The organism is Helicobacter sp. MIT 05-5293, from assembly GCF_000765665.2.
GTDB lineage: Bacteria > Campylobacterota > Campylobacteria > Campylobacterales > Helicobacteraceae > Helicobacter_C.
In genome coordinates this window covers 63,712-85,531 of record NZ_JROZ02000003.1, presented here as the reverse complement: position 1 = coordinate 85,531, position 21,820 = coordinate 63,712, and the positions used below count along the sequence as shown (strand labels likewise).

General features: G+C 37.2%; 19 protein-coding genes. 8 read left to right on the top strand and 11 right to left on the bottom strand.

The features are described 5' to 3' along the window. Positions 1-73 precede the first annotated feature (73 nt). From LS68_RS06765 to LS68_RS06745, 5 genes are all read left to right on the top strand, one after another. Positions 74-511: a DUF3015 family protein gene (locus LS68_RS06765; RefSeq protein ID WP_034369323.1), complete on the top strand. Its 438-nt coding sequence runs from the start codon at positions 74-76 to the stop codon at positions 509-511. 187 nt (positions 512-698) lie between these two features. After that, the gene (locus tag LS68_RS06760) at positions 699-2,693 is read left to right on the top strand and encodes a DUF4105 domain-containing protein (RefSeq protein ID WP_052100105.1); all 1,995 of its coding nucleotides are present in this window, start codon (positions 699-701) and stop codon (positions 2,691-2,693) included. 111 nt (positions 2,694-2,804) lie between these two features. Further along, a complete protein-coding gene (locus LS68_RS06755; RefSeq protein ID WP_034369320.1) occupies positions 2,805-3,464 on the top strand; it encodes an amino acid ABC transporter permease in 660 nt (219 codons plus the stop codon). Between the two features lies 1 nt (position 3,465). Beyond that, the gene (locus tag LS68_RS06750) at positions 3,466-4,122 is read left to right on the top strand and encodes an amino acid ABC transporter permease (RefSeq protein ID WP_034369318.1); all 657 of its coding nucleotides are present in this window, start codon (positions 3,466-3,468) and stop codon (positions 4,120-4,122) included. After that, complete coding sequence (locus LS68_RS06745; protein WP_034369315.1) at positions 4,119-4,877, top strand: amino acid ABC transporter ATP-binding protein; 759 nt, start codon at positions 4,119-4,121, stop codon at positions 4,875-4,877. The genes LS68_RS06750 and LS68_RS06745 overlap by 4 nt, the downstream gene beginning before the upstream one ends. 21 nt (positions 4,878-4,898) lie before the next feature. Here the strand turns inward: LS68_RS06745 and rsfS are convergent, their stop codons facing one another. From rsfS to nikR, 3 genes are read right to left on the bottom strand one after another with little or no spacing between them, the layout of a single operon-like run. Continuing rightward, complete coding sequence (gene rsfS, locus LS68_RS06740) at positions 4,899-5,258, bottom strand: ribosome silencing factor (protein ID WP_034369312.1); 360 nt, start codon at positions 5,256-5,258, stop codon at positions 4,899-4,901. 52 nt (positions 5,259-5,310) lie between these two features. Beyond that, a complete protein-coding gene (nadD, locus tag LS68_RS06735; RefSeq protein ID WP_034369309.1) occupies positions 5,311-5,946 on the bottom strand; it encodes a nicotinate (nicotinamide) nucleotide adenylyltransferase in 636 nt (211 codons plus the stop codon). A gap of 6 nt (positions 5,947-5,952) precedes the next feature. Next, on the bottom strand, positions 5,953-6,387 hold the full coding sequence (gene nikR, locus LS68_RS06730; RefSeq protein WP_034369306.1) for a nickel-responsive transcriptional regulator NikR: 435 nt from the start codon (positions 6,385-6,387) through the stop codon (positions 5,953-5,955). Positions 6,388-6,577: 190 nt separating this feature from the next. Here nikR and exbB point away from each other — a divergent pair, with 190 nt between their 5' ends. The 3 genes from exbB to LS68_RS06715 are packed head-to-tail and all read left to right on the top strand — an operon-like array spanning position 6,578 to position 8,035. Then, positions 6,578-7,018 carry a TonB-system energizer ExbB gene (gene exbB, locus LS68_RS06725; protein ID WP_034369304.1) on the top strand — a complete coding sequence of 147 codons (441 nt, stop codon included), beginning with the start codon at positions 6,578-6,580 and terminating at the stop codon, positions 7,016-7,018. Beyond that, a complete protein-coding gene (exbD, locus tag LS68_RS06720) occupies positions 7,015-7,395 on the top strand; it encodes a TonB system transport protein ExbD (protein WP_034369302.1) in 381 nt (126 codons plus the stop codon). Before exbB ends, exbD begins: the two co-directional genes overlap by 4 nt. Beyond that, on the top strand, positions 7,361-8,035 hold the full coding sequence (locus tag LS68_RS06715; protein WP_034369299.1) for an energy transducer TonB: 675 nt from the start codon (positions 7,361-7,363) through the stop codon (positions 8,033-8,035). Before exbD ends, LS68_RS06715 begins: the two co-directional genes overlap by 35 nt. Positions 8,036-8,248: 213 nt before the next feature. Here LS68_RS06715 and LS68_RS09830 read toward each other — a convergent pair whose 3' ends face one another. From LS68_RS09830 to rplJ, 8 genes are all read right to left on the bottom strand, one after another. Next, a complete protein-coding gene (locus LS68_RS09830) occupies positions 8,249-8,707 on the bottom strand; it encodes a c-type cytochrome (protein ID WP_034369297.1) in 459 nt (152 codons plus the stop codon). A gap of 42 nt (positions 8,708-8,749) precedes the next feature. Then, positions 8,750-9,028: a hypothetical protein gene (locus tag LS68_RS06705; RefSeq protein WP_138091251.1), complete on the bottom strand. Its 279-nt coding sequence runs from the start codon at positions 9,026-9,028 to the stop codon at positions 8,750-8,752. A gap of 3 nt (positions 9,029-9,031) precedes the next feature. Then, the gene (fusA, locus tag LS68_RS06700) at positions 9,032-11,110 is read right to left on the bottom strand and encodes an elongation factor G (protein WP_034369291.1); all 2,079 of its coding nucleotides are present in this window, start codon (positions 11,108-11,110) and stop codon (positions 9,032-9,034) included. Between the two features lie 13 nt (positions 11,111-11,123). Then, positions 11,124-11,591 (bottom strand): 30S ribosomal protein S7, encoded by a 468-nt coding sequence (rpsG, locus tag LS68_RS06695; protein ID WP_034369287.1) that lies wholly within the window; start codon positions 11,589-11,591, stop codon positions 11,124-11,126. 14 nt (positions 11,592-11,605) lie between these two features. Then, complete coding sequence (gene rpsL / locus LS68_RS06690; protein WP_034369285.1) at positions 11,606-11,995, bottom strand: 30S ribosomal protein S12; 390 nt, start codon at positions 11,993-11,995, stop codon at positions 11,606-11,608. Positions 11,996-12,090: 95 nt separating this feature from the next. After that, complete coding sequence (locus LS68_RS06685) at positions 12,091-20,769, bottom strand: DNA-directed RNA polymerase subunit beta/beta' (RefSeq protein ID WP_138091249.1); 8,679 nt, start codon at positions 20,767-20,769, stop codon at positions 12,091-12,093. Between the two features lie 151 nt (positions 20,770-20,920). Further along, a complete protein-coding gene (rplL, locus tag LS68_RS06680) occupies positions 20,921-21,301 on the bottom strand; it encodes a 50S ribosomal protein L7/L12 (RefSeq protein WP_034369283.1) in 381 nt (126 codons plus the stop codon). A 15-nt stretch (positions 21,302-21,316) separates the two neighbouring features. Beyond that, complete coding sequence (rplJ, locus tag LS68_RS06675; RefSeq protein WP_034369277.1) at positions 21,317-21,799, bottom strand: 50S ribosomal protein L10; 483 nt, start codon at positions 21,797-21,799, stop codon at positions 21,317-21,319. Positions 21,800-21,820: the final 21 nt, after the last annotated feature.

Here is a 21,820-nt window from a genome sequence, read left to right as displayed (position 1 = left end):
ACTTATTTAAGCCTAATTTTGCTAATATATTTTGTTTCAAATGAAACAACTATTTCACCCCAAAGGATACTTTATGAGAAAAGTTCTTATTAGCTTAGCCCTAAGTGGAAGTCTAGTAACAGGCGCACTTGCTGCAGCAAATACAAACACAGGTTGTGGTCTTGGGTCAATGATCATTGACAAAAAAGGTCTTGTTTGGAATCTCTTGCAAATCACTACCAACCAAATCTTCCTTATTCAAAGTTTTGCAATCACTTCAGGGACATCAGGTTGTAAAAGTGGTGCAATCGCTATGGATAGCCGCACACAAGAATTTGTCGCTTCTAATATGGACGCTCTTTCAAAAGAAATTGCGCAAGGCAAAGGCGAACACCTTGATACACTTGCAGAACTTCTCAATATCCAAGACAAAGAAGGATTCAAAGTCGCTCTTCAAGACAACTACAACAAACTCTACGCAAACAAAGATGCACAAAGTGCTGATGTTCTCGATGGAGTAGCTTCTCTTTAATTTTATTTTCCCAAACCTTCAAGGTTTGGGGTAGATTATCTCTAAAGGATTTCCTATTTCCCTTGCATTTCATTTTGTCATAAAAATCTCTATCATTAATTCTAATGCCTATCATAAATCTTTACACAACATATTAGAATCTCCCCCTACCCTCATACAATCTTTAACGCAACACCTCGTAATAATTATGTTCTTATGCTTTGGATTCTCTCACATTTGCCTAGCTACAGAATCTCTAGCACAAATCCAGCCTATCCAATCTGCACAAGATTCTCAAACAAAAATAGAATCTCTTATCAAACAATCAAAAGCCCTCAAACTCGCTCAATCAAAGGAGTGGAAAACCCTTTTACACATTCGCCACAAAAAAAGCGAAATCGTCTCTCCTTATTTCTTTCTCTCCGATACACGCACTGCTCAAGATGAACTTGAGGCGACAATAAAAGCAATCTATCAATCACCCCAAGATGTCCAAGTGCCACAAGTCATTATTGACAAACGCGAGGAACTTATCAAATTATATCAAGAAAATAATATTAAATTACCCACGCGCTCTATCAGTGCGCTAGACTATCATGCGTTGTGTCGATTCCCTGCGCGTGTAGCATTTCTCAAAAAACACTTGACCTTAGAGAATCTCCCCTCATTGCCTTGCGAGGAATATCATGAGATGCTTAACTACATTGCCCCTACAAAAGCGACTATCGTCTTTCCTGCCGCACATATTAATTCACCTGCTTCAATGTTTGGGCATACATTTTTGCTCCTTGATTCGACTTTTAACTCACGACTACTTGCTTTTGCGATTAATTATCAAGCCGATGCAGACCAAGAACATGAAAATGCGCTGATTTTTGCACTCAAAGGACTCTTTGGACTATACAGCGGGAGTTACTCGATATTGCCCTATTATGACAAAATCAAAGAATACAATGATGCAGAAAATCGTGATATGTGGGAATATGAGCTTAATCTCACACAAGAAGAGGTTTTAAAAATGTATCGGCATATTTGGGAGCTTAGTGATGCGTTTAGCTGGTATTACTTCTTTCATAGAAACTGCTCTTATAATGTGCTTTGGCTTTTGGAAGTCGCAAGAGATAATTTGCGCTTAAGAGATGAGTTTATCTATCAAGTCAATCCACCCGAGACACTTTTTGCCTTGCAAAAAGCAAAGTTGATTGCAAATGTTGTTTATCGTCCAAGCAAACGCTCTATCCTCCTTGCGTATGAAGATAAAATGTCGCTCAAAGATACTTCTTTGGCTAAAGCTCTCGCCAAAGGCAAACACTCGCCCGATGAGATTCTCTTAAATTCTAGTCTAAGCCTTTTGCAAAAACAATACATTTTAGAATCTGGTATTGAGTTAAGTGAGTATTACGCGATGAAAAATAAGATTGACAGAGAATCTTACACACAAATTGCCCATGACCTCGCCACAAAACGCGCTACTTTGGGGAAAAGTGAAGCACCGACAATCTATACTCCGACTAACCCGCTTGAAGGCAATCAAAGTCTGCGTGTAACACCCTTGATGCTTGCTAATTCACAAGGTTTTCACCCTGCGCTTGATTTTAGAATCACCTATCATGATATTACAGACAATGATCGGGGGTATCTCAAAGGTGCGCAAATTGAGTTTCTTAGGACACTCGCGTATTATGATACTTCAGCACATAAAAATCCCTCATGGGATTCTTTTAGAATCTATGAAATGCACATTTTATCAGTCGCCTCTTATGGTATGATGAGTAAATTTTTCAAACCTCTTTCTTATCGTATCGATACAGGATTTAATCGCAATTTTTTAGGTGATCACTTGAGCTACTATCTCGCATTGGGTGGCGGTGTGGCGTATGAGTTTAACCACTATCTTTATGGATTCTACCTTTTAGAGCCGACCTTTTTTCTTGATGGCACGAGAGCATACCAAGCTGATTTTGCACTTAGCAATGTCGTGGGGATTGTCTTGCAAAACAATAAACGACTGAAATTTACCATAGAATACAAACTCAAAGCCTATGACTTAAGGACATTTGGGCATTATGCAGATGCAAGTGTAAGCATCAATCTCTATCAGAATCTCGCACTTTTAGGGCGAGCTGAACTTAAAACTCTTGATGCTTACCACGCTCCGAGATTAGACAATACTTATATGCTGGGATTAAGAATCTATTTTTAATGAGTTTTCATCATATAAACCCAACTAAAAGCACACAAAAAGCATGGGCAAGATTCTACAAATTAAAAATTCCCTTGTATAATGCTCGCAAAAATATAATAATGGAAAAATATGCTTGATTTTGCGTTTATGCAACAGATACAACCTCTCTTTGCCAAAGCCTTAAGTCTGACTTTATACATTTCATTTTTTGGCATTTTATTTTCGATTCTCATAGGGATTGTATGTGCGCTTATTCTCTTTTTCAAGATTCGCTTTCTTGCTTTATTGACAAATTTTTATGTCGAATTAGCGCGTAATACACCGCTTTTGATACAGCTCTTTTTCCTTTATTATGGTTTGCGCTCAATGCTAGGTGTCAAGCTTGACGAACAGACTTGCGCAATTATAGGATTAGCATTTTTGGGTGGTGGATATATGTGTGAATCTTTCCGCACAGGATTAGAATCTATCAGCAAATCTCAAATTGAATCTGCACTTAGTCTAGGGCTTAAATCTCATCAAATGATGTTTTATGTTATTTTCCCACAAGCCCTAAGTGTCTCTATTCCTTCAATCGCAGCAAATGTGATTTTTTTACTCAAAGAAACATCAGTTGTAGGCATCATTGCGTTAGCTGATATAATGTTTGTCGCTAAAGATGTAATCACACATTATTACAAAACTAACGAAGCACTTTTAATGCTTGTTTTAACTTATCTTGTTGTTTTATTGCCGCTCTCTATTGGATTCTCTTTTCTTGAGCGGTATTATAAAAAAAGGGTGATGTGATATGGAAATCTTTTTTGTCGGCTCAAATTTTTCGCGTCTCCTTGAGGGAGTCTTTCTCACATTGCAAATCGCTTTAATTTCAATCTTTTTTTCGTGCCTTTTTGGAATGATTTTAGGCTTTGTGATGACAAGAGAGAATCTTGTGCTTCGGGCTTTGTGCCGACTTTATCTCGAATGTATGCGTATTATCCCCGTGCTTGCATGGCTTTTTATCGTCTTTTTTGGTGTATCACAATACTTTGATTTGGATTTAGGAGCGACTACAAGCGCAATCATTGTTTTTAGTCTATGGGGCTGTGCGGAAATGGGCGATTTAGTGCGAGGAGCGATCACTTCCTTGCCCAAACATCAGAGTGAAAGCGGCAGAGCTTTAGGACTTAACGAGATTCAATTGCAGCTTTTTATTATCATACCTCAAGCAATGCGCCGACTTTTACCCTCAATCATTTCACTTTCAACGCGTATGATTAAAACCACTTCGCTAGTCGCACTCATTGGTGGAGTAGATTTGCTCAAAGTCGGACAGCAAATCATGGAGCTTAATCGCTTCAATCCTCACGCAAGTTTTTGGGTGTATGGGGGGATTTTTATCACTTATTTTTTACTTTGCTATCCGCTTTCTTATATCAGTAGAATCTTGGAGAAAAAAACACAATGAATCATATCGTCCCAAACTCTGAATCACTCCTTGAAGTATCGCATTTGCGAAAAACTTACGATCACAAACATTATGTGCTTGATGATATTAATCTTTGCGTCCAAAAAGGCGAAGTAGTTGTCATATTAGGTGCAAGTGGTTGCGGTAAGAGCACCTTTTTACGCTGCATCAATGGGCTAGAAAGTATCCAAGAGGGTGAGATTCTCTTCAAAGGTGAAGTAATCAGTCATCATAAAACCGCATGGAGTAAGGTGCGCCAACGCATTGGAATGGTATTTCAAAACTATGATTTGTTCCCACATATGAGTGTGATAGACAATATCCTTCTTGCGCCTATAAAGGTGCAAAAACGCGACAAAAAAGAAGTGTTTGCGCAAGCTATCAAACTCCTTAAACGCGTAGGACTCGAACATAAACAAAACGCATCACCCAAAGAGTTAAGCGGAGGACAAAGACAAAGGGTAGCAATTGTGCGAGCTTTGTGTATGAATCCAGAAATAATGCTATTTGATGAAGTTACTGCTTCGCTTGATCCCGAAATGGTAAAAGAAGTCTTGGAAGTGATTTTAGAGCTTGCCAAAGAGGGAATGACGATGCTTATCGTAACGCATGAAATGAAATTTGCGCAAAAAGTCGCGGACAGAATCCTCTTTTTTGATGAGGGTAAAATTGTCGAACAATCTACCCCTCAAGATTTTTTCACCAATCCTCAAACCCAAAGAGCGCAAAAATTCTTGAATATTTTTGATTTGTAGCTGATTATGATATTGTAATGATTATATTTTATGCGATTCTTTGCTGCGCTTGAGCTGACTAAGGAATTCTTCAAGATTAAACTTTTTGCGGTGATTGGGTGTAAAAATATGAATCATAATATCACCCAAATCAGCAATCACCCAATCTTCACTTTCTTCTTCAGTCGCATAAAACACTTCGCCTTCTTTTTTAAGATTATTTTTTAAATGATCAAGCAAGGCGAAAGAATGTTTGCCTACCATTGCACTGACAATCACCACCTTATCAACAATATAATCATAACCTTGCAAATCAAAAACTTCAATTTCTTCACCCTTTTTCTCTTCTAATAATGAAACGATTCTTTCTATACGTTGCTGTTGTGGTATTGTTTGTTGCAATCTTTACTCCTCATCAAACTTTAATTTGTAAATAGGCATTATAACCAAACTTTTATGCTTTTTGATGAGCAAAATATTGCTCTAATAATGAATGCAAACAGGCAGGAATCTTAGCAAATGCCTCTTGCTTATGCCCATCTTCAAAAAGCTGTCGTAAATGCGTTGAAGACAATGATGCCAAATCTGAATCAATACAGCAATGCTGATAAATAGGGATTCTATGAGGAGATAGGCTTTTGTCCAAAAAAGAGCCTTGCCTTTTAATCACGACAAAATCAAGCATTTCACACAACTTTTGAGAATCTTTCCACAAAGGAAGTGTATTAAAACTATCTTCACCGAGCAGAAAAAATATTTTAGATTCTAGACGAAGGATAGATTGAAAATATTGGATACTTTGGATTGTGAAGATAGCATGATGAGATTTGATTTCATAATCACACACACGCACATCATATCCCTGCTTTTGCCATTCTTGCGCGACTATTTCACACATTCTCAAACGAATCTCCGCACTAAACATACTTTGAGATTTCATAGGATTACGGAAATTGGGTAATAGCCACAAAGTTTCAAGAGGTAAAGATTCTAAGGCAACTCTGATAATCTCATAATGTCCTTGATGAAAAGGATCAAAACTCCCTCCATAAATACCGATTCTTTGTCTCGTTTTCTTTGTCTGATTCACAGAATCTCACTCGAATTTATTTGTGCGGGTGAGTTTTGAGAACTTCACGCCTTTTAATCCACCTACTTCAATGCTGAAGTTTTCTATATTTTGTCTATTGCCCTGCAATATAATCGTCTCGAGGCAATTATGATGGTCCAAATGCACATGAGTATTGCACAAGATATTAATTTGACCATGATGTATGCTGTTATGTTGAATATCAATCATTTTTTGATTAAGCTCACGTTGATGATGATCATAAACAATCACCAAAACAGCCACACCCGTATCAGAATCGCTCTCGTGATTCCATGATTCCTCATTGAGTTTTTCGCGTATCATATCACGCACTAATTCAGAACGCGAAGAATACCCTTTGTAAGTCAAATTTTTATCAAGATTCTCCAGCAAATTTTGCGGAAGAGACACACTGAAACGAATGATATTGTGGTGTTTCATTTAAACCCCTTAAGTAAATTAGAATCTAGATTCTCCAAGAAAATAATTTTGAGATTGTATCCAAAAAAATCCAAAGTATAAATTTAATAAAAATTAAAGGCTATTATTAGCTTATTTTAATAATTATTTTTATAATATTCATATAAAAATTAGCTCTAAAAGAATAAAAAGATTTTAACAAGGAGTTTTTGTGGAATTTCTTAAAGAATATATCGATCATCTTATCTTTGCTATTTTGGGATTAATGAGCTTTTTAGTCGTATGGTTTAGTTGCGAACGTGTCATATTTTACGCACGTCTTAAACTTTCAGATTATCAAGATGAATTGAGCTTGGAAGAATCTTTGAGTAAAAATCTTACAGCACTTTATATTATTTATTCAAATGCACCTTATGTAGGGCTGCTAGGCACAGTTATAGGAATTATGATTACATTTTATGATATGAGCGTGAGCGGCGGTATGGACGCTCAAAGCATTATGTTGGGCTTATCTACTGCTCTTAAAGCAACTGCTTTGGGACTATTTGTGGCGATACCTACCCTTATCATTTATAATATTTTTCTACGCAAAATGGATATTATGCTTAACCGCTTCAAATCTCAAAAGAACAATAATGGACAAGTGCAATGAAGATCCCTCGAAAAGAAGGTTTAAATATTGTCCCATTTATTGATGTAATGCTCGTGCTTTTGGCAATTGTTTTGAGCGTTTCAACTTTTATCGCACAAGGACAAATAAAAGTCGAGCTACCCTATGCAAGCCATAATCAACAGAATAAAGATGATAAGCCTATCAATATCACTATTGATGATAAAAATACGATTTATTTTGATGATAAACCTGTCGATATTGAGCTACTCAAAATAGAAATCAATAAAATTGACAATAAAACACTTATCCAGCTTAAAAGCGATAAGGATTCGGCATTTGGGACTTTTGTCCAGATTGTGGATATTTTAAAGGAGAAAGGTCATGAAAACTTTGGCATTTCAACCAAAACAAAATAAATCAACAAAATCAATAAGCTCTTCTAAAATTGGTTTTACTATTTCTTTGGCTCTACATGGCGCACTTTTAATGCTATTTTATAACCATTTTCACCAAATTGACCTCCAACAAGATGGTGATGCTTTTACAACAATAAGTTTGGCAACTTTCCAAACACCTTCCAATGAAGAACAAATTGATCCTAAACCTAAGCCTATTGTGCATAAAAAGAAAAAACATCATAAGGAAATATTCAAAGAATATGGCAAACTTGCACAGCAAGAAGAGGAAATCCCCCCTAGCAAACAGCCCAAGGCGCAGCCTGATGAAAAAATCGAAGAGGGGGATATGATCCAAACACTTTCTTATCGGAATGGGGAAGAAGATGAAGTTTTTTCAAAAATCAAAAGAGCAATTGATCGCAAAAATCGATACCCCACAATGGCGAGAAAACGAGGACTTGAAGGGGAAGTCATTGTGGAATTTGTGATTTACAAAGATGGGAGAGTAGCAAATATCAAAGTTACTAAGCCTTGTTCGCACAATCTTTTCAATGAAGCTGCAGTAATTGCAATCAGAAAGGCACAAAGCGATTTCCCGACATTGAGCTTTACAACAAAAGTAGAAATTCCTATCGTTTATGAGCTTGAGAGAATCTAATCCATCACATTAGGTTTTATGTTTTCTTAATAAACTTAAAAACTCTATATTAAAGAGCTATTCTTCTCTCAAAAGTCAAATAATGAATCTGTATCTGCAATCTTTTACTTACACAGATTGCAATCAGAAAGACACAAAGCAATTTCCCGACATTGAGCTTTAGAAAAGTTTTAAGAACAGCAGAAGACTAAAAGATTAGAAAAAGAAAGTAGCTCACAGAGCATCAATATAAGTTGCAAGAGCCTCTATATCTTCGTCAGTAAGATTCTTTGTCTGCATATACATTATGACAGAATTACCACCTTTACTCAATGTTTGAGCACGAAAACCTTTAAGTGCTTCAATGACTTGAGCTTTATTAAGACTTGCGATTAGCACATTGCCCACACTTCCGGGTGCAACGGTTTTTCCATCTTTACCATGGCAAGCTACGCATTTTTTATAAAGCACTTGAGCATCAACTTGAGGAGGAGTATTATTGACTGGTGCTGGTGTCGATGAAGAAAGAATTGCATCACTCACTTGAATATCTTCTAAAACCTCTTGTTCTAAAGAAACTACTTCTTGTTCTTGTTCTGCGAGAGGAGAATATGTCGTCCGAGAGGATTCTCCACTATCGGAGCAAGCCACCAAACCCAAAACTATACTCCATATAATCAAATTCTTTTTCATTACAACAATTCCTTTAATCCCCGAAAATCGGGGAATTGAAAATTATTTATTTTCTTCAGTAGCTTCAGTCTGTGCTTCGTCAGATTTATTTTCTTCAGTAGCTTCAGTCTGTGCTTCGTCAGATTTATTTTCTTCAGTAGCTTCAGTCTGTGCTTCGTCAGATTTGTTTTCTTCTGCTTGTGGCTCAACAACAATCACAGGAGTTTCGATTACCTCAATAACACTCTCTGGTTGCTTTTCAGTTGTAGCCTCTTCTTTTGCTTTATCACCGCAAGCTACAAACACTAAACCTAAACCCAAAACAAAAAGTAACTTTTTCATTTTTTACCCCTTTCTTTTTTCCATAATATCTTTGGCAATATTCGCAGGAACTTCACCATAATGATCAAATTCCATTGTATAAGTGCCTCTACCCTGTGTAGCCGAACGAAGATCAGTAGAATATCCAAACATTTCCGCTAAAGGCACAAAAGCATTAACAATCTTGAGTCCCATACGATCGTCCATAGAATTGATTTGCCCTCTACGTCTATTCAGATCTCCAATCACATCGCCCATATACTCTTCAGGGACCTCCACTTCAACCTTCATCATAGGTTCCAAAAGCACCGCATTTGCCTTACGGCAAGCGTCTTTAAATGCCATAGAACCGGCGATTTTAAACGCCATTTCAGATGAATCCACATCATGATAGCTTCCATCATAAAGTGTTACTTTAAAATCCACAACAGGGTATCCGGCAAGAACACCATTCTGCATTGCCTCTTGGATACCCTTATCTACAGCGGGTATATATTCCTTGGGAATAACGCCACCGCTTATATTATTGACAAACTCATATCCTGCACCTGCTTCTTTGGGTTCAAGTTTAATATGAACATGCCCATACTGCCCGCGACCACCTGATTGTTTAGCATATTTGCATTCTTGCTCTACAGCACTGCGGATTGTTTCTCTGAATGCAACTTGTGGCTCGCCGACTTCAGCCTCTACCCTAAACTCTCTTTTAAGTCTATCAACGATAATTTCTAAATGAAGTTCGCCCATACCACCAATCAATGTTTGCCCTGTCTCTTCGTGTGTGCTCACTCTAAAACTAGGATCTTCTTCGGCAAGCTTTCCTAAAGCAATTGACATTTTTTCTTGATCTGCCTTAGTCTTAGGTTCAACAGCAATCTGTATTACAGGTTCTGGAAAATCCATTCTCTCTAAAATGACTGGTGATTTCTCATCACATAAAGTATCTCCCGTTACGGTTTCTTTCAAACCTACGAAAGCACATATCTCACCTGCATAAATTTCCTTAATATCTTCACGCTTATTTGAGTGCATTTTAAGAAGACGACCTACGCGCTCTTTTTTACCTTTAGTTGAGTTAAGGACATAACTCCCAGATTCAAGCTTACCTCGATAAGCACGCACAAATGTAAGCTGCCCCACAAAAGGATCTGTCATAATTTTAAAAGCTAGTCCAGCAAATGCTCCGTTATCGCTTGATTCTACGCTTAACTCAGAATCATTCTTTGGATCTATACCTTTGATTTCAGCAACTTCAGTAGGTGCAGGTAAATAATCCACTACAGCATCAAGCAAAGTTTGCACGCCTTTATTTTTAAATGATGAACCACAAAGCATAGGAATCAGACTCATATTAAGGCAACCTATCTTGATACCTTTTTTAATTTCCTCAACGCTTAACTCTTCTCCACCAAGATATTTTTCCATTAAGGCTTCATCTTGTTCTGCTGCAGCCTCTAAAAGCTTCTCGCGATATTGCGATGCCTTTTCAAGTAAATCTTGTGGAATATCTTCAATGTCATACTTGGCACCCATAGATTCATCATTCCATACAATAGCTTTCATTTGCACTAAATCAACTACACCTTTGAAATTTTCTTCTGCACCGATAGGAATATTTACAGGAACAGGATTAGCTTTCAAGCGTTGCTTAATTTGCTCCTCAACATTATAAAAGTTTGCACCAATGCGGTCCATTTTATTAACAAAAACCATTCGAGGCACACCATATTTATTAGCTTGTCTCCACACTGTTTCACTTTGAGGTTGCACACCACCCACAGAACAAAATACTGCTACTGCACCATCTAAAACACGCATTGATCGTTCAACTTCAATTGTAAAATCAACGTGTCCGGGTGTGTCAATCAAGTTAATTTGAAAATCTTTCCAAAAACAAGTAGTTGTTGCAGAAGTAATAGTGATACCTCTTTCTTTCTCCTGCTCCATCCAATCCATTGTTGCAGCCCCATCATGAACTTCACCAATTTTATGACTTACGCCTGTGTAGAATAAAATTCTTTCTGATGTTGTAGTCTTGCCTGCATCAATATGAGCAGCGATACCAATATTTCTGATACGATCCAAAGGTGTCTTTCTAGCCATTTTTACCCCTTAATCACCAACGATAGTGTGCAAAAGCTTTATTAGCTTCAGCCATTTTATGCACATCTTCTTTTTTCTTAAATGCTGCACCCCTATCATTAGCCGCATCAACAAGTTCATTTGCTAAACGCTCTACCATAGTGCGCTCATTTCTTTTGCGAGTTGCTTCAAGAAGCCAACGTATTGATAAAGATTGTTGTCTCGCAGGACGAACTTCTACAGGAACTTGATAAGTTGCTCCCCCTACTCTTCTACTCCTTACCTCAACCAATGGCTTAACACGTTCAAGTGCTTTTTGAAAAATTTCTATACCCTTTTCACCATTTTTTTCTTCAATCCTATCAAAAGCAGCATAAATAATTTTTTCACTCACACTTTTTTTACCATCAAGCATCATTTTATTGATAAATTTCGTTACAACCTTATTATTGTAAATTGGATCACCCAAAATTTCCCTCGAGGGAGCTTTTCTTCTTCTCATTGATTATTCCTTAATTATTTTTTATCGCCACTTGACTTAGCTTTTTTTGCACCATATTTACTACGAGAAACTGTTCGTTTAACAACGCCTGCAGTATCTAAAGCACCGCGTATAATATGATATTTCACCCCGGGCAAATCCTTGACACGTCCACCCCTTACAAGTACAATAGAGTGTTCTTGCAAATTATGTCCTTCACCGGGTATATAGCTAATAACTTCTACCTTTGAAGTAAGCTTTACCTTAGCAACTTTTCTTAACGCCGAATTAGGCTTTTTAGGTGTGGTAGTATAAACACGAGTGCAGACGCCTCTTCTTTGAGGACATTCCAACAATGCTGGAGACTTTGTCTTTCTGGTAACCTTCTTTCTCTCTTTACGAATCAACTGATTAATGGTTGGCACTTAGCTTCCTTTATTTATAAAATTAAACTTAGAATAAAAAATGTTAAGATTTTACCTAACAAAAACTTTTATTTCTCTTAGAGAGAGTGAAAAATTCACTCTTCTTGCTCACTATCATTTTCCTCCCCTTCAGTAACATAAGAAATTTTCTTATTCTTATACAAACCTGTCCCTACAGGAATCATTCGACCAAGAACTACATTTTCTTTCAAATCATCAAGCGTATCTTTCTTCGCGGCGATACTTGCTTCTGTAAGAACTTTTGTTGTTTCTTGGAAAGAAGCAGCAGAAATAATAGAATCACTTCCTATAGCTGCTCTTGTAATACCAAGCAATACGGGCTCTGCTACGGCTGGCTCTCCTCCAATCTTTATAATACGTTCATTTTCTTCTTTAAAATGACGCTTGCTCACCAAATCGCCTTCAATAAACTTTGTATTTCCGCTATCAACGATTTTCACTTGTCGGAGCATCTGAGAAACAATGATTTCAATATGCTTATCTGCAATACTTACGCCTTGTCTTCGATAGACTTGTTGCACTTCACTTACAATATATTTATGAAGTTCTTTTTCCCCGCTAATACGCAAAATATCATGACTTGAAACTACACCATCTGTCATTGCTTCCCCAGCGTGAATAAATTCTTGCTCGTGTACAAGAATCTTCTTATTCTTATCCACTGCATATTCCGCCATACGACCATCTGTTGCAGTTACAATAATACGCTCTTTACCGCGTATAGGCTTTCCAAAACTTACATTACCATCAAGTTCTGATAAAATTGCCGTATCTTTGGGTTTTCTTGCTTCAAACAATTCTGTAACTCGTGGAAGACCTCCTGTAATATCTTTCGATTTAGCCAAAGCCTTAGGCACTTTAGCAATAATATCTGCTACCTTAACCTCTACCCCATCTTTAACAGCAATAGATGTTCTTGATTCAAGTTTATAGGTAATTTCTTTACCATCTTTGGTTGTTACCACCAATAGAGGCTTTAATCCGTTAGGAATATATTCATTGACCACAAGACTTGTTTGATGTGTATTTTCATCTTCTTGCTCTGTAACAGTCAAGCCGGGTATAATATCTCTGTATGAAACAATCCCTGTTTGTTCAGCAATGATTGGCTCACTATATGCATCCCATTCAGCAACAATAATCTGCTCTGAAGAAGTAGGTTGAGAGATTATGGTATCCATATCCACTTCACTATTATCATCAACAAGAATCTTTGAGGTACGCGCAATGTAATGGCGAATCGCTTCTCTATCATTATGATCAGCAATCACAGCAAACATACCTTTTTCCGAAACGGTCATTCCTGCCTTCACATCATGATTTCTTTCAAGTGTATCTGCACGCAATGTATAAAACTTCACAACACCTTTTTCTTTCGCTTTAATTGTTTGAGAAATAGGCGCATTATCCTCAACTTTAAGCTCACTTCCATAAGGAATCCGTGTAGGAACATTCCAGCTATCCATAATGGTATCAACAATACTTCCACCTGCTTTTACCTTATATCCACTTTCATGTGGAATAAGCAATTTGCCCTCAATCTTACCAGAAACCCCTGCAAGCTCATTTTGTTTAGCAACATCGTCTTTTTGCAAACGATAAGTATCAGACTTCCTCTTGTCACCAATAATGGTAATATGCACTTCGTCATGGACATTTTCAATCTGAAGCTTACCGTCGAATTCTGCTTTAATACGAGGCTCTACAACAAGGATAGCTGCATTTCTACGATTTGCGACAATCTTTTGTCCCTTTTCATTTGTATAAGTGCGGATATTATAATAACGAATAAAGCCTTCTTTTTGAGCAACAATTTGTCGCTCTTCAGTACTTCTACTTGCTGTTCCACCCACGTGAAATGTTCTCAATGTAAGCTGTGTACCGGGTTCTCCAATACTTTGTGCAGCTAAAACTCCTACAGCCTCACCGGGTTTAACCATTTTAGATTCTCCAAGATTGAGTCCATAACACTTCGCACATACGCCCTTTGATGCCTTACAAGTTACAGGTGTCCGAATCATAACTGATTTGACATTAGCTTCTTTAATGCGTCTTGCCATTGCACTATCAATTAAAACTCCCTCACTTAATAAGATTTCATTTGCAATAGGATCAATAATGTCACGCGCCAACACACGTCCGAGCACACGTTCTTCCAATGGTTCAATCATATCACTTCCGACCGTAATGTCTGTAATTTCTACACCTTCATGAGTACCACAATCGTCCATCACAACTTTGACATTTTGGCTCACATCAATCAATTTTCTTGTCAAATACCCAGCATTAGCTGTTTTCAAAGCTGTATCTGCCAAACCTTTTCGAGCTCCATGAGTAGAGTTAAAATACTCTAACACATTTAAACCTTCTTTAAAGTTAGAAGTAATAGGTGTTTCAATGATCGTGCCATCAGGTTTTGCCATCAAACCTCTCATTGCCGAAAGTTGTCGAATCTGCGCTTCACTACCTCTAGCACCAGAATCTGCCATCATATAGATAGAGTTAAAACCTTCTTTGTCAGTTTTGACTTTATCCATCATGATTTTTCCCATCTTCTCACTAGTCTCTGTCCAAAGGTCGATACTTTTATTATAACGCTCTTGTGCTGTCAAAAGTCCTTGTTCAAATTGTCCTTGAATCTTCTTGATTTCTTTTTTAGCTTCATCAATCATATGAGACTTATCTTCAGGTATAATAATATCTGCTGCAGAGATAGAAATCCCTGCTTTTGTCGCATATTTGAATCCAAGATTCTTAAGATTATCTAAGAAAGTCGCTGTGATACCCAAACCACCCTCTTTATATACATAGTCAATCAATGCGCCAATATCTTTTTTCTTCATCGTTCGATTCCAATAATTAATAGGCACAAATTCGGGCAAAATGGATCTTAAAATCATACGACCTGCTGTTGTATCAATTACTCTACGCTCATATACCGTTTTCACACGCGCATTAATATCAAGCTCTTCCATTTCAATGGCTGTAACAATTTCATCAATCGAAGCAAAGATCTTATGTTCCCCTTTCACATTCTTTTTTTCAAGCGAAAGATAATACAAGCCTAGCACCATATCTTGACTTGGAACAGCTACAGCTTTCCCACTTGCTGGCAATAAAATATTCATGGAGCTAAGCATCAATGTCTTACATTCTGCAATAGCCTCTTGAGAAAGAGGGACATGCACAGCCATTTGGTCGCCGTCAAAATCTGCATTAAATGCCGAACACACTAATGGGTGAAGCTGTATCGCCTTGCCATCAATGAGCTTAGGGTGAAATGCCTGAATTGATTGTTTGTGCAAAGTTGGCGCACGATTAAGTAATACAGGATAACCGCTAACAATCTCTTGCAAACATTCCCAAACTTCATTTGTCTTTTGATTGACCATTTTAGCTGCTTGTTTGAGTGTAGTCGAATAACCTTTCTCTTCAAGCTTAGAAAGCAAATGTGGCTTAAACAATTCAAGAGCCATATTTTTAGGCAATCCACACTCGTCCATTTTGAGATTTGGTCCTACGACAATCACACTTCTTCCCGAGAAATCCACACGTTTTCCAAGCAGATTCTGTCTGAATCGCCCTTGCTTACCTTTGATGATTTCTGATAAGGACTTCAGTGGACGCTTATTTGCCCCTTTTACAGCATTTGCATTCCTTCCATTATCAAATAGCGCATCTACAGCTTCTTGAAGCATTCTTTTTTCATTTCTCACAATAATTTCTGGAGAATCAAGTTCAATAAGACGTTTAAGACGTTGGTTACGATTAATCACCCTACGATACAAGTCATTCACATCACTCACAGCAAACTTTCCTCCATCAAGAGCAACCAAAGGTCTTAAATCTGGAGGAAGCACGGGAAGAATAGTAAGCATCATCCATTCAGGGCGATTACCCGAATTGATAAAGTTTTCCACTACCTTTAGACGTTTGACAATTGTTTTTTTCTTAGCTTCAGAATTAGTCGATTTAACCTCTTCTCGTAAATTGTTGAGGAGCATCATCAAATCAAGTTCTTCTAACAATTCCTTGATAGCCTCACCACCCATTTGTGCTACAAATCCTGTGTGCTCAAATCGCTGATTAATACTTTGGAATTGCTCTTCATTCAAAACATCATATTTCATGATAGGCTTTGCACCTTCATTATCATAAAATGCCTCTCCGGGTGATTTTACAATATATGCCTCATAATAAAGCACACGCTCAAGATCCTTCATCTTTACACCAAGCAATGTGCCTATACGACTAGGCAAGGAGCTTACATACCAAATATGAGCCACAGGAGCCACAAGCTCAATATGTCCCATTCTTGAACGTCTGACTTTTGCCTTAGTAACTTCTACCCCACATTTTTCACACACGATACCCTTATAGCGCATTTTCTTATATTTACCGCACAAACATTCATAGTCTCGCACAGGACCAAAAATCTTTGTGCAAAAAAGCCCGTCTCTTTCTGGCTTAAGCGTTCGATAATTAATTGTTTCGGGTTTTTTAACTTCTCCATAACTCCAAGAAAGAATCTTCTCTGGGCTAGCCAAAACAAGTTGGAATGAATTAAAATCTTTAGGTCTGTCTTCCTCTTTAATCTCAATAGATACAGGCATTCCGTTTTCATCAACTTCATCGCCATAAATATTGACATCAAGTGCCAAAGACTGCAATTCTTTTGCTAATACATAAAATGTCTCTGGTATTTCAGATTCACCTACATGCTCTCCGCGTGTAATTGCCTTATATGCCTCTCTACGCCCTTCAGTATCATCAGATTTGATAGTGAGCATTTCTTTAAGTGTATGTGCTGCCCCATAAGCTTCCAATGCCCACACTTCCATTTCTCCAAATCTTTGCCCACCAAAAAGTGCCTTACCACCAACAGGTTGTTGCGTAACAAGACTGTAAGGACCGGTGCTTCTTGCATGCACCTTTTCATCGACCAAGTGGTGGAGTTTGAGCATATACATATAACCGACATTCACACGCTCTCGCATTTTCTCACCTGTTCTACCATCATAAAGCTCTGTCTTGCCGTCCATGTCAATTTTTGCCAATTCAAACAAACGATCAAATTTTTCTTGCTCAATACCTTCAAACACAGGAATAGCAAACTTCACTCCCGCAATCCAATCTCGCGCATAATCAATCAATGCCTTATCATCAAGATTCTTTAATAAATCTACCAATGAAGGATCATCGACATTCACTACTTGCGCTATTTCAATCATTTTATTTCTTAATTTTGTAATCCATTCTTGAGACTTATTGTCAAAAATTTCTTGAATCTGCTTTCCTAAATTCTTTCCTACAAGCCCCAAATGCACTTCAAGAATTTGACCAATATTCATACGACTTGGCACACCTAAAGGATTAAGAACGATATCGACAGGCTCACCATCTGCTGTATAAGGCATATCTACCATCGGCACAATATTTGACACTATACCTTTATTACCATGTCTTCCAGCCATTTTATCGCCCACTTTCAATTTTCGTTTAGTCGCGATATAAATCTTTACAAGCTTCACAACACCACTAGGTAAAATATCATCTTTTTCTAAGATTGAAAGCTTTTCTTCATGCTCTTCACCTAATGTCTTTTTTTGTTCCAAGAAATTTGTTTTAATATTTTCATACTTACTTTGAGTTTCTTTAGAATAATTTTTAATCAATGTGCTTAAAGCAAAAGGGTTAAGATTCGCAAGCTCCTCTTTAGGAATTTGAGCACCTTTCTTGAAAACCTTATCGCCAACTTTAGCTTCATTAGAAAGCTTCTCTTTAGAAAGCATTAAAGAGATTCTCAAAGTTTCTTCTTGTTGAATCATCGTTAATCGATCGTGATGTTCAATATCAAGAACCTTTTTTTCTTCTTCATATGCACTAATAGCTCGAGCATCTTTCTCATAACCTTTTTTAGTAAATATTTTGACATCTACCACCGTGCCTTCAAGTGAAGGTGGGCAATAAAGGGACTTATTAACAACATGTCCAGCCTTCTCCCCAAAGATTGCTCGCAATAATCTTTCTTCAGGTGTAGGCTTCACCTCACCTTTAGGTGATACCTTACCTACCAATATCATTCCTGCACTTACATAAGTTCCGATTCTAACAATCCCACTTTCGTCCAAATGAGCAATTTCCGCTTCTTTTGCTCCGGGAATATCTGCTGTAATCTCTTCAATCCCATGCTTAAGCTCTCGTGCTTCAATTTCTTTTTCGTAAATATGAATTGATGTAAAAGCATCTTCTTTGATGATTTTCTCACTTACAACAATTGCATCTTCAAAGTTATACCCATTCCATGGCATAAAAGCAACGCGTATGTTTTTACCCAAAGCCAATTCGCCATTATCCATGCTAGGACCATCAGCAATAATTTGACCTGCCTCTATTTTTTCTCCTCGACTGACAACAGGTTGTTGAGAAAAACATGTGTTTTGATTAGTGCGAAGATTCTTGCCCAAATGATAATGATCAATATAAGCACCGCTGTCGTTCTCACCTAAAATATAAATATTCTTTGAATCTACTCTTTCTACTATACCGCCACGCGTTGCTTTGATTGCTTCCCAAGAATCACGCGCAATAATTTGCTCAATTCCTGTTCCTACAACAGGAGCATCAGGTTTGAGTAGAGGAACTGCTTGTCGTTGCATATTTGAACCCATTAAAGCGCGGTTGGCATCATCATGTTCGAGGAATGGAATTAATGATGCCGCCACACCTACAAGCATACGCGGACTTAAATCAATCAATTGCACACGACTTTTTTCACTCAAAATAATCTCGCCATCTTTCCTCGTCTCAATCAAATCTTCTACGATATTTCCATTTTTATCTACCTTAGTGCTGGCTGGTGCGATAACGATACCCTCTTCTTGGGCTGCAGTCAAATAAACAATATCCTTACTCACAACACCATTTTCGACTTTTTTATAGGGTGCTTCGATGAAACCTAAATCATTGACACGCGTATAGGTTGAAAGGGTATTAATAAGCCCAATATTTTGCCCTTCTGGAGTTTCAATGGGGCATATTCTACCATAATGTGTAGGATGCACATCACGTGCTTCAAAACCAACACGATCTTTAACCAAACCTCCTTCGCCTAAAGCTGAAAGCCTGCGTTTATGTGTAACCTCTGAAAGAGGATTGGTTTGATCCATAAATTGTGAGAGCTGTCCACCGGTAAAGAATTCGAGAATCGTGCTTGTAATCATCTTACCATTCACCAAATCATGAGGCATAATCGTATCAAATGCACCGCTTAGTGAAGTCAGCTTATCGCGAATCGCTTTTTGCATTTTTACAAGCCCCGCATGAAGCTCGTTTGCTAAAAGCTCTCCAATAGCCCGGATTCTACGATTGCCTAAATGATCACGATCATCAATTTTACCCAAACCATTTTTAACCCTAAGCAAATATTGTATTGTCTTAATAATGTCTTCATGCGTAAGCACAGTTACATAATCAGGGACATCAATTTGAAGCTTATGATTCATCTTCATACGTCCTACACGTGTCAAATCATAGCGCTCTGGATCAAAGAATAACTGACGCACAAAACTTTTCGCAACTTCTTTTGTTACAGGCTCACCCGGACGCATTACCTTGTAGATTCTGATTGCGGCAAGCTCATTCTCATCATCTACTTTTTCACTCTGTCGCAGCATTTTAAGAGATTCTGCATCAGCAATAAAAGAATTAATAATTGAGCTATCTACCCCTACAGCACTATCATTAGCAATCACAAACTCATTAATCTTGAGATCAATAAGTTTTTTGAGTTTGGTTTCATCAAGTTGCGTAAGTGTGTCAAAAATAACTTCACCTTGAGAATCTACAATAGGTTGGGCAAGAAACTTGCTTGTAAGATTCTCTAATGGATATTCGATAAAATCAATATTTAATTCTTTGAGCTCTTTGATTTTCTTACTTGACAAACGTTTGCCCGATGCTATCAATACATTGCCCTTTGCATCTTTAATATCAAAATCCACCCTATTACCCAAACTCTCAATATCAAAAGGAATAAGATATTTACCTTTTTGATATTTGACTTTTTGCAAAGGATAAAAAATCTTTAAAATATCTTGTTTGCTATAACCCATTGCACGTAAAATGATAGTAATGGGAACTTTTCTTCGCTTATTGATACGAGCATACAAAACATCTTTTGAATCATATTCAAAATACAACCAAGATCCTCTATCGGGAATAATCTGACCTGTATAGATAAGCTTATTTGATGAAGTGTTTGATTCTTCTTCTTTAAAAATAACACCTGGGCTTCGATGTAATTGATTCACAACAACGCGTTCCACGCCATTAATAATGAAACTTGTTCGATCAGTCATTAATGGAATATCACGCACAAAAATATTTTGTTCTTTTACATCTTTGACGCCTAATTTTTCGCCTGTTTTCTCATCTTTATCCCACAAAACAAGTCTGATTTTAATTTGTAGAGAAATGGCATAAGTAACTCCTCGCACCATTGCTTCGGTAGTAGTATATTTAGGCTTGCCAAACTTACAACCTGCATATTCAAGAGTGATACGATTTTGATTGTCTTGGATAGGAAAAACAGACTTAAAAACCCTTTCAATACCACTTTCTTTATCGCCATCAACAGATAGAAATTCATCATAACTGTTTCTTTGTAATAATAAGAGATTAGGAACTTCTAAGCTTTGGGGATTTTTAGTGAAATCTACTCGTAGTCTATTTTTTAATCTGGTATTTACCATTTGCTTGATCCTTTGATGAATGGATTAAAAGAGTGAATACTCTAAAAGAAACCTAAAAAATAATTAAGGATTTTTTACAATATTCTACAAAATAAAAAGTCAAATCTTAACAAAGTAAGATTTGACAAAATAATATTCAAGAAAGCAAAGTTTATTTAATTTCGACTTTAGCTCCAGCATCTTCAAGTTTTTTCTTGAAGTTTTCAGCGTCTTCCTTATTTACACCTTCTTTAAGTGTGCTAGGTGTTTGCTCTGTCGCTTCTTTAGCTTCTTTTAACCCAAGTCCTGTAATTTCACGCACAGCTTTGATAACATTGATCTTATTAGCACCAGCATCAAGAAGAATAACATTAAATTCTGTTTTTTCTTCTGCACCGCCACCAGCTGCACCACCACCAGCTGCACCGCCTGCTACCACTGTAGGTGCAGCACTTACGCCAAACTTTTCTTCAAAAGCTTTTACTAATTCAGAAAGCTCTAATACAGAGAGATTCCCAATATATTCTAATACTTCTTCTTTAGAAATTGCCATTTTAAACTCCTTATTTTAATTTTCTTCTTTTTGTTTTCGCAAATTATCAAGTCCTGTAACAAAATAACGAGCAGGACCCATCCAAACAGACAGCAACATACCCAAAAGTTCATCTTTACTAGGTAGCTTGGAAATAGACACAATATGATTAATATCAACAACTTGTCTATCAAACAAACCAACCTTAATTGAAAAATATTCTTTGTTGGCATCTGCAAATTTACAAACAACTTTGGATAAATCAATTTGATCTTGAGCCCAAAGAAAAATGTTTGTGTCTTTAAGCTCTAAATCTGGATATTCAGCATTCTTCATAGCAACACTAGCCAAAGTATTTTTAACTACTTGGACTTTTATGCCCACTTTTCTTGAAGCATCTCTCAACGCTTCAAGCTGACTTACCCGCAAACCCTTATAATCACATACAATCAGCGCAGAGGCTTGTTTGAATTCAGAGCTTAAATATTCAACAACTTGAATCTTTTCTTGCTTGGTCATTTTCTTCTCCTTTCAGACCTA

Excerpts from the sequence above, each read along its gene's own strand:
- LS68_RS06685 (WP_138091249.1), bottom strand. The coding sequence starts at position 20,769 with ATGGTAAATACCAGATTAAAAAATAGACTACGAGTAGATTTCACTAAA.
- exbD (WP_034369302.1), top strand. The coding sequence starts at position 7,015 with ATGAAGATCCCTCGAAAAGAAGGTTTAAATATTGTCCCATTTATTGAT.
- rplL (WP_034369283.1), bottom strand. The coding sequence starts at position 21,301 with ATGGCAATTTCTAAAGAAGAAGTATTAGAATATATTGGGAATCTCTCT.
- LS68_RS06745 (WP_034369315.1), top strand. The coding sequence starts at position 4,119 with ATGAATCATATCGTCCCAAACTCTGAATCACTCCTTGAAGTATCGCAT.
- LS68_RS06715 (WP_034369299.1), top strand. The coding sequence starts at position 7,361 with ATGAAAACTTTGGCATTTCAACCAAAACAAAATAAATCAACAAAATCA.
- LS68_RS09830 (WP_034369297.1), bottom strand. The coding sequence starts at position 8,707 with ATGAAAAAGAATTTGATTATATGGAGTATAGTTTTGGGTTTGGTGGCT.
- nikR (WP_034369306.1), bottom strand. The coding sequence starts at position 6,387 with ATGAAACACCACAATATCATTCGTTTCAGTGTGTCTCTTCCGCAAAAT.
- LS68_RS06755 (WP_034369320.1), top strand. The coding sequence starts at position 2,805 with ATGCTTGATTTTGCGTTTATGCAACAGATACAACCTCTCTTTGCCAAA.
- LS68_RS06765 (WP_034369323.1), top strand. The coding sequence starts at position 74 with ATGAGAAAAGTTCTTATTAGCTTAGCCCTAAGTGGAAGTCTAGTAACA.
- LS68_RS06750 (WP_034369318.1), top strand. The coding sequence starts at position 3,466 with ATGGAAATCTTTTTTGTCGGCTCAAATTTTTCGCGTCTCCTTGAGGGA.
- rplJ (WP_034369277.1), bottom strand. The coding sequence starts at position 21,799 with ATGACCAAGCAAGAAAAGATTCAAGTTGTTGAATATTTAAGCTCTGAA.
- LS68_RS06705 (WP_138091251.1), bottom strand. The coding sequence starts at position 9,028 with ATGAAAAAGTTACTTTTTGTTTTGGGTTTAGGTTTAGTGTTTGTAGCT.
- LS68_RS06760 (WP_052100105.1), top strand. The coding sequence starts at position 699 with ATGTTCTTATGCTTTGGATTCTCTCACATTTGCCTAGCTACAGAATCT.
- rpsG (WP_034369287.1), bottom strand. The coding sequence starts at position 11,591 with ATGAGAAGAAGAAAAGCTCCCTCGAGGGAAATTTTGGGTGATCCAATT.
- fusA (WP_034369291.1), bottom strand. The coding sequence starts at position 11,110 with ATGGCTAGAAAGACACCTTTGGATCGTATCAGAAATATTGGTATCGCT.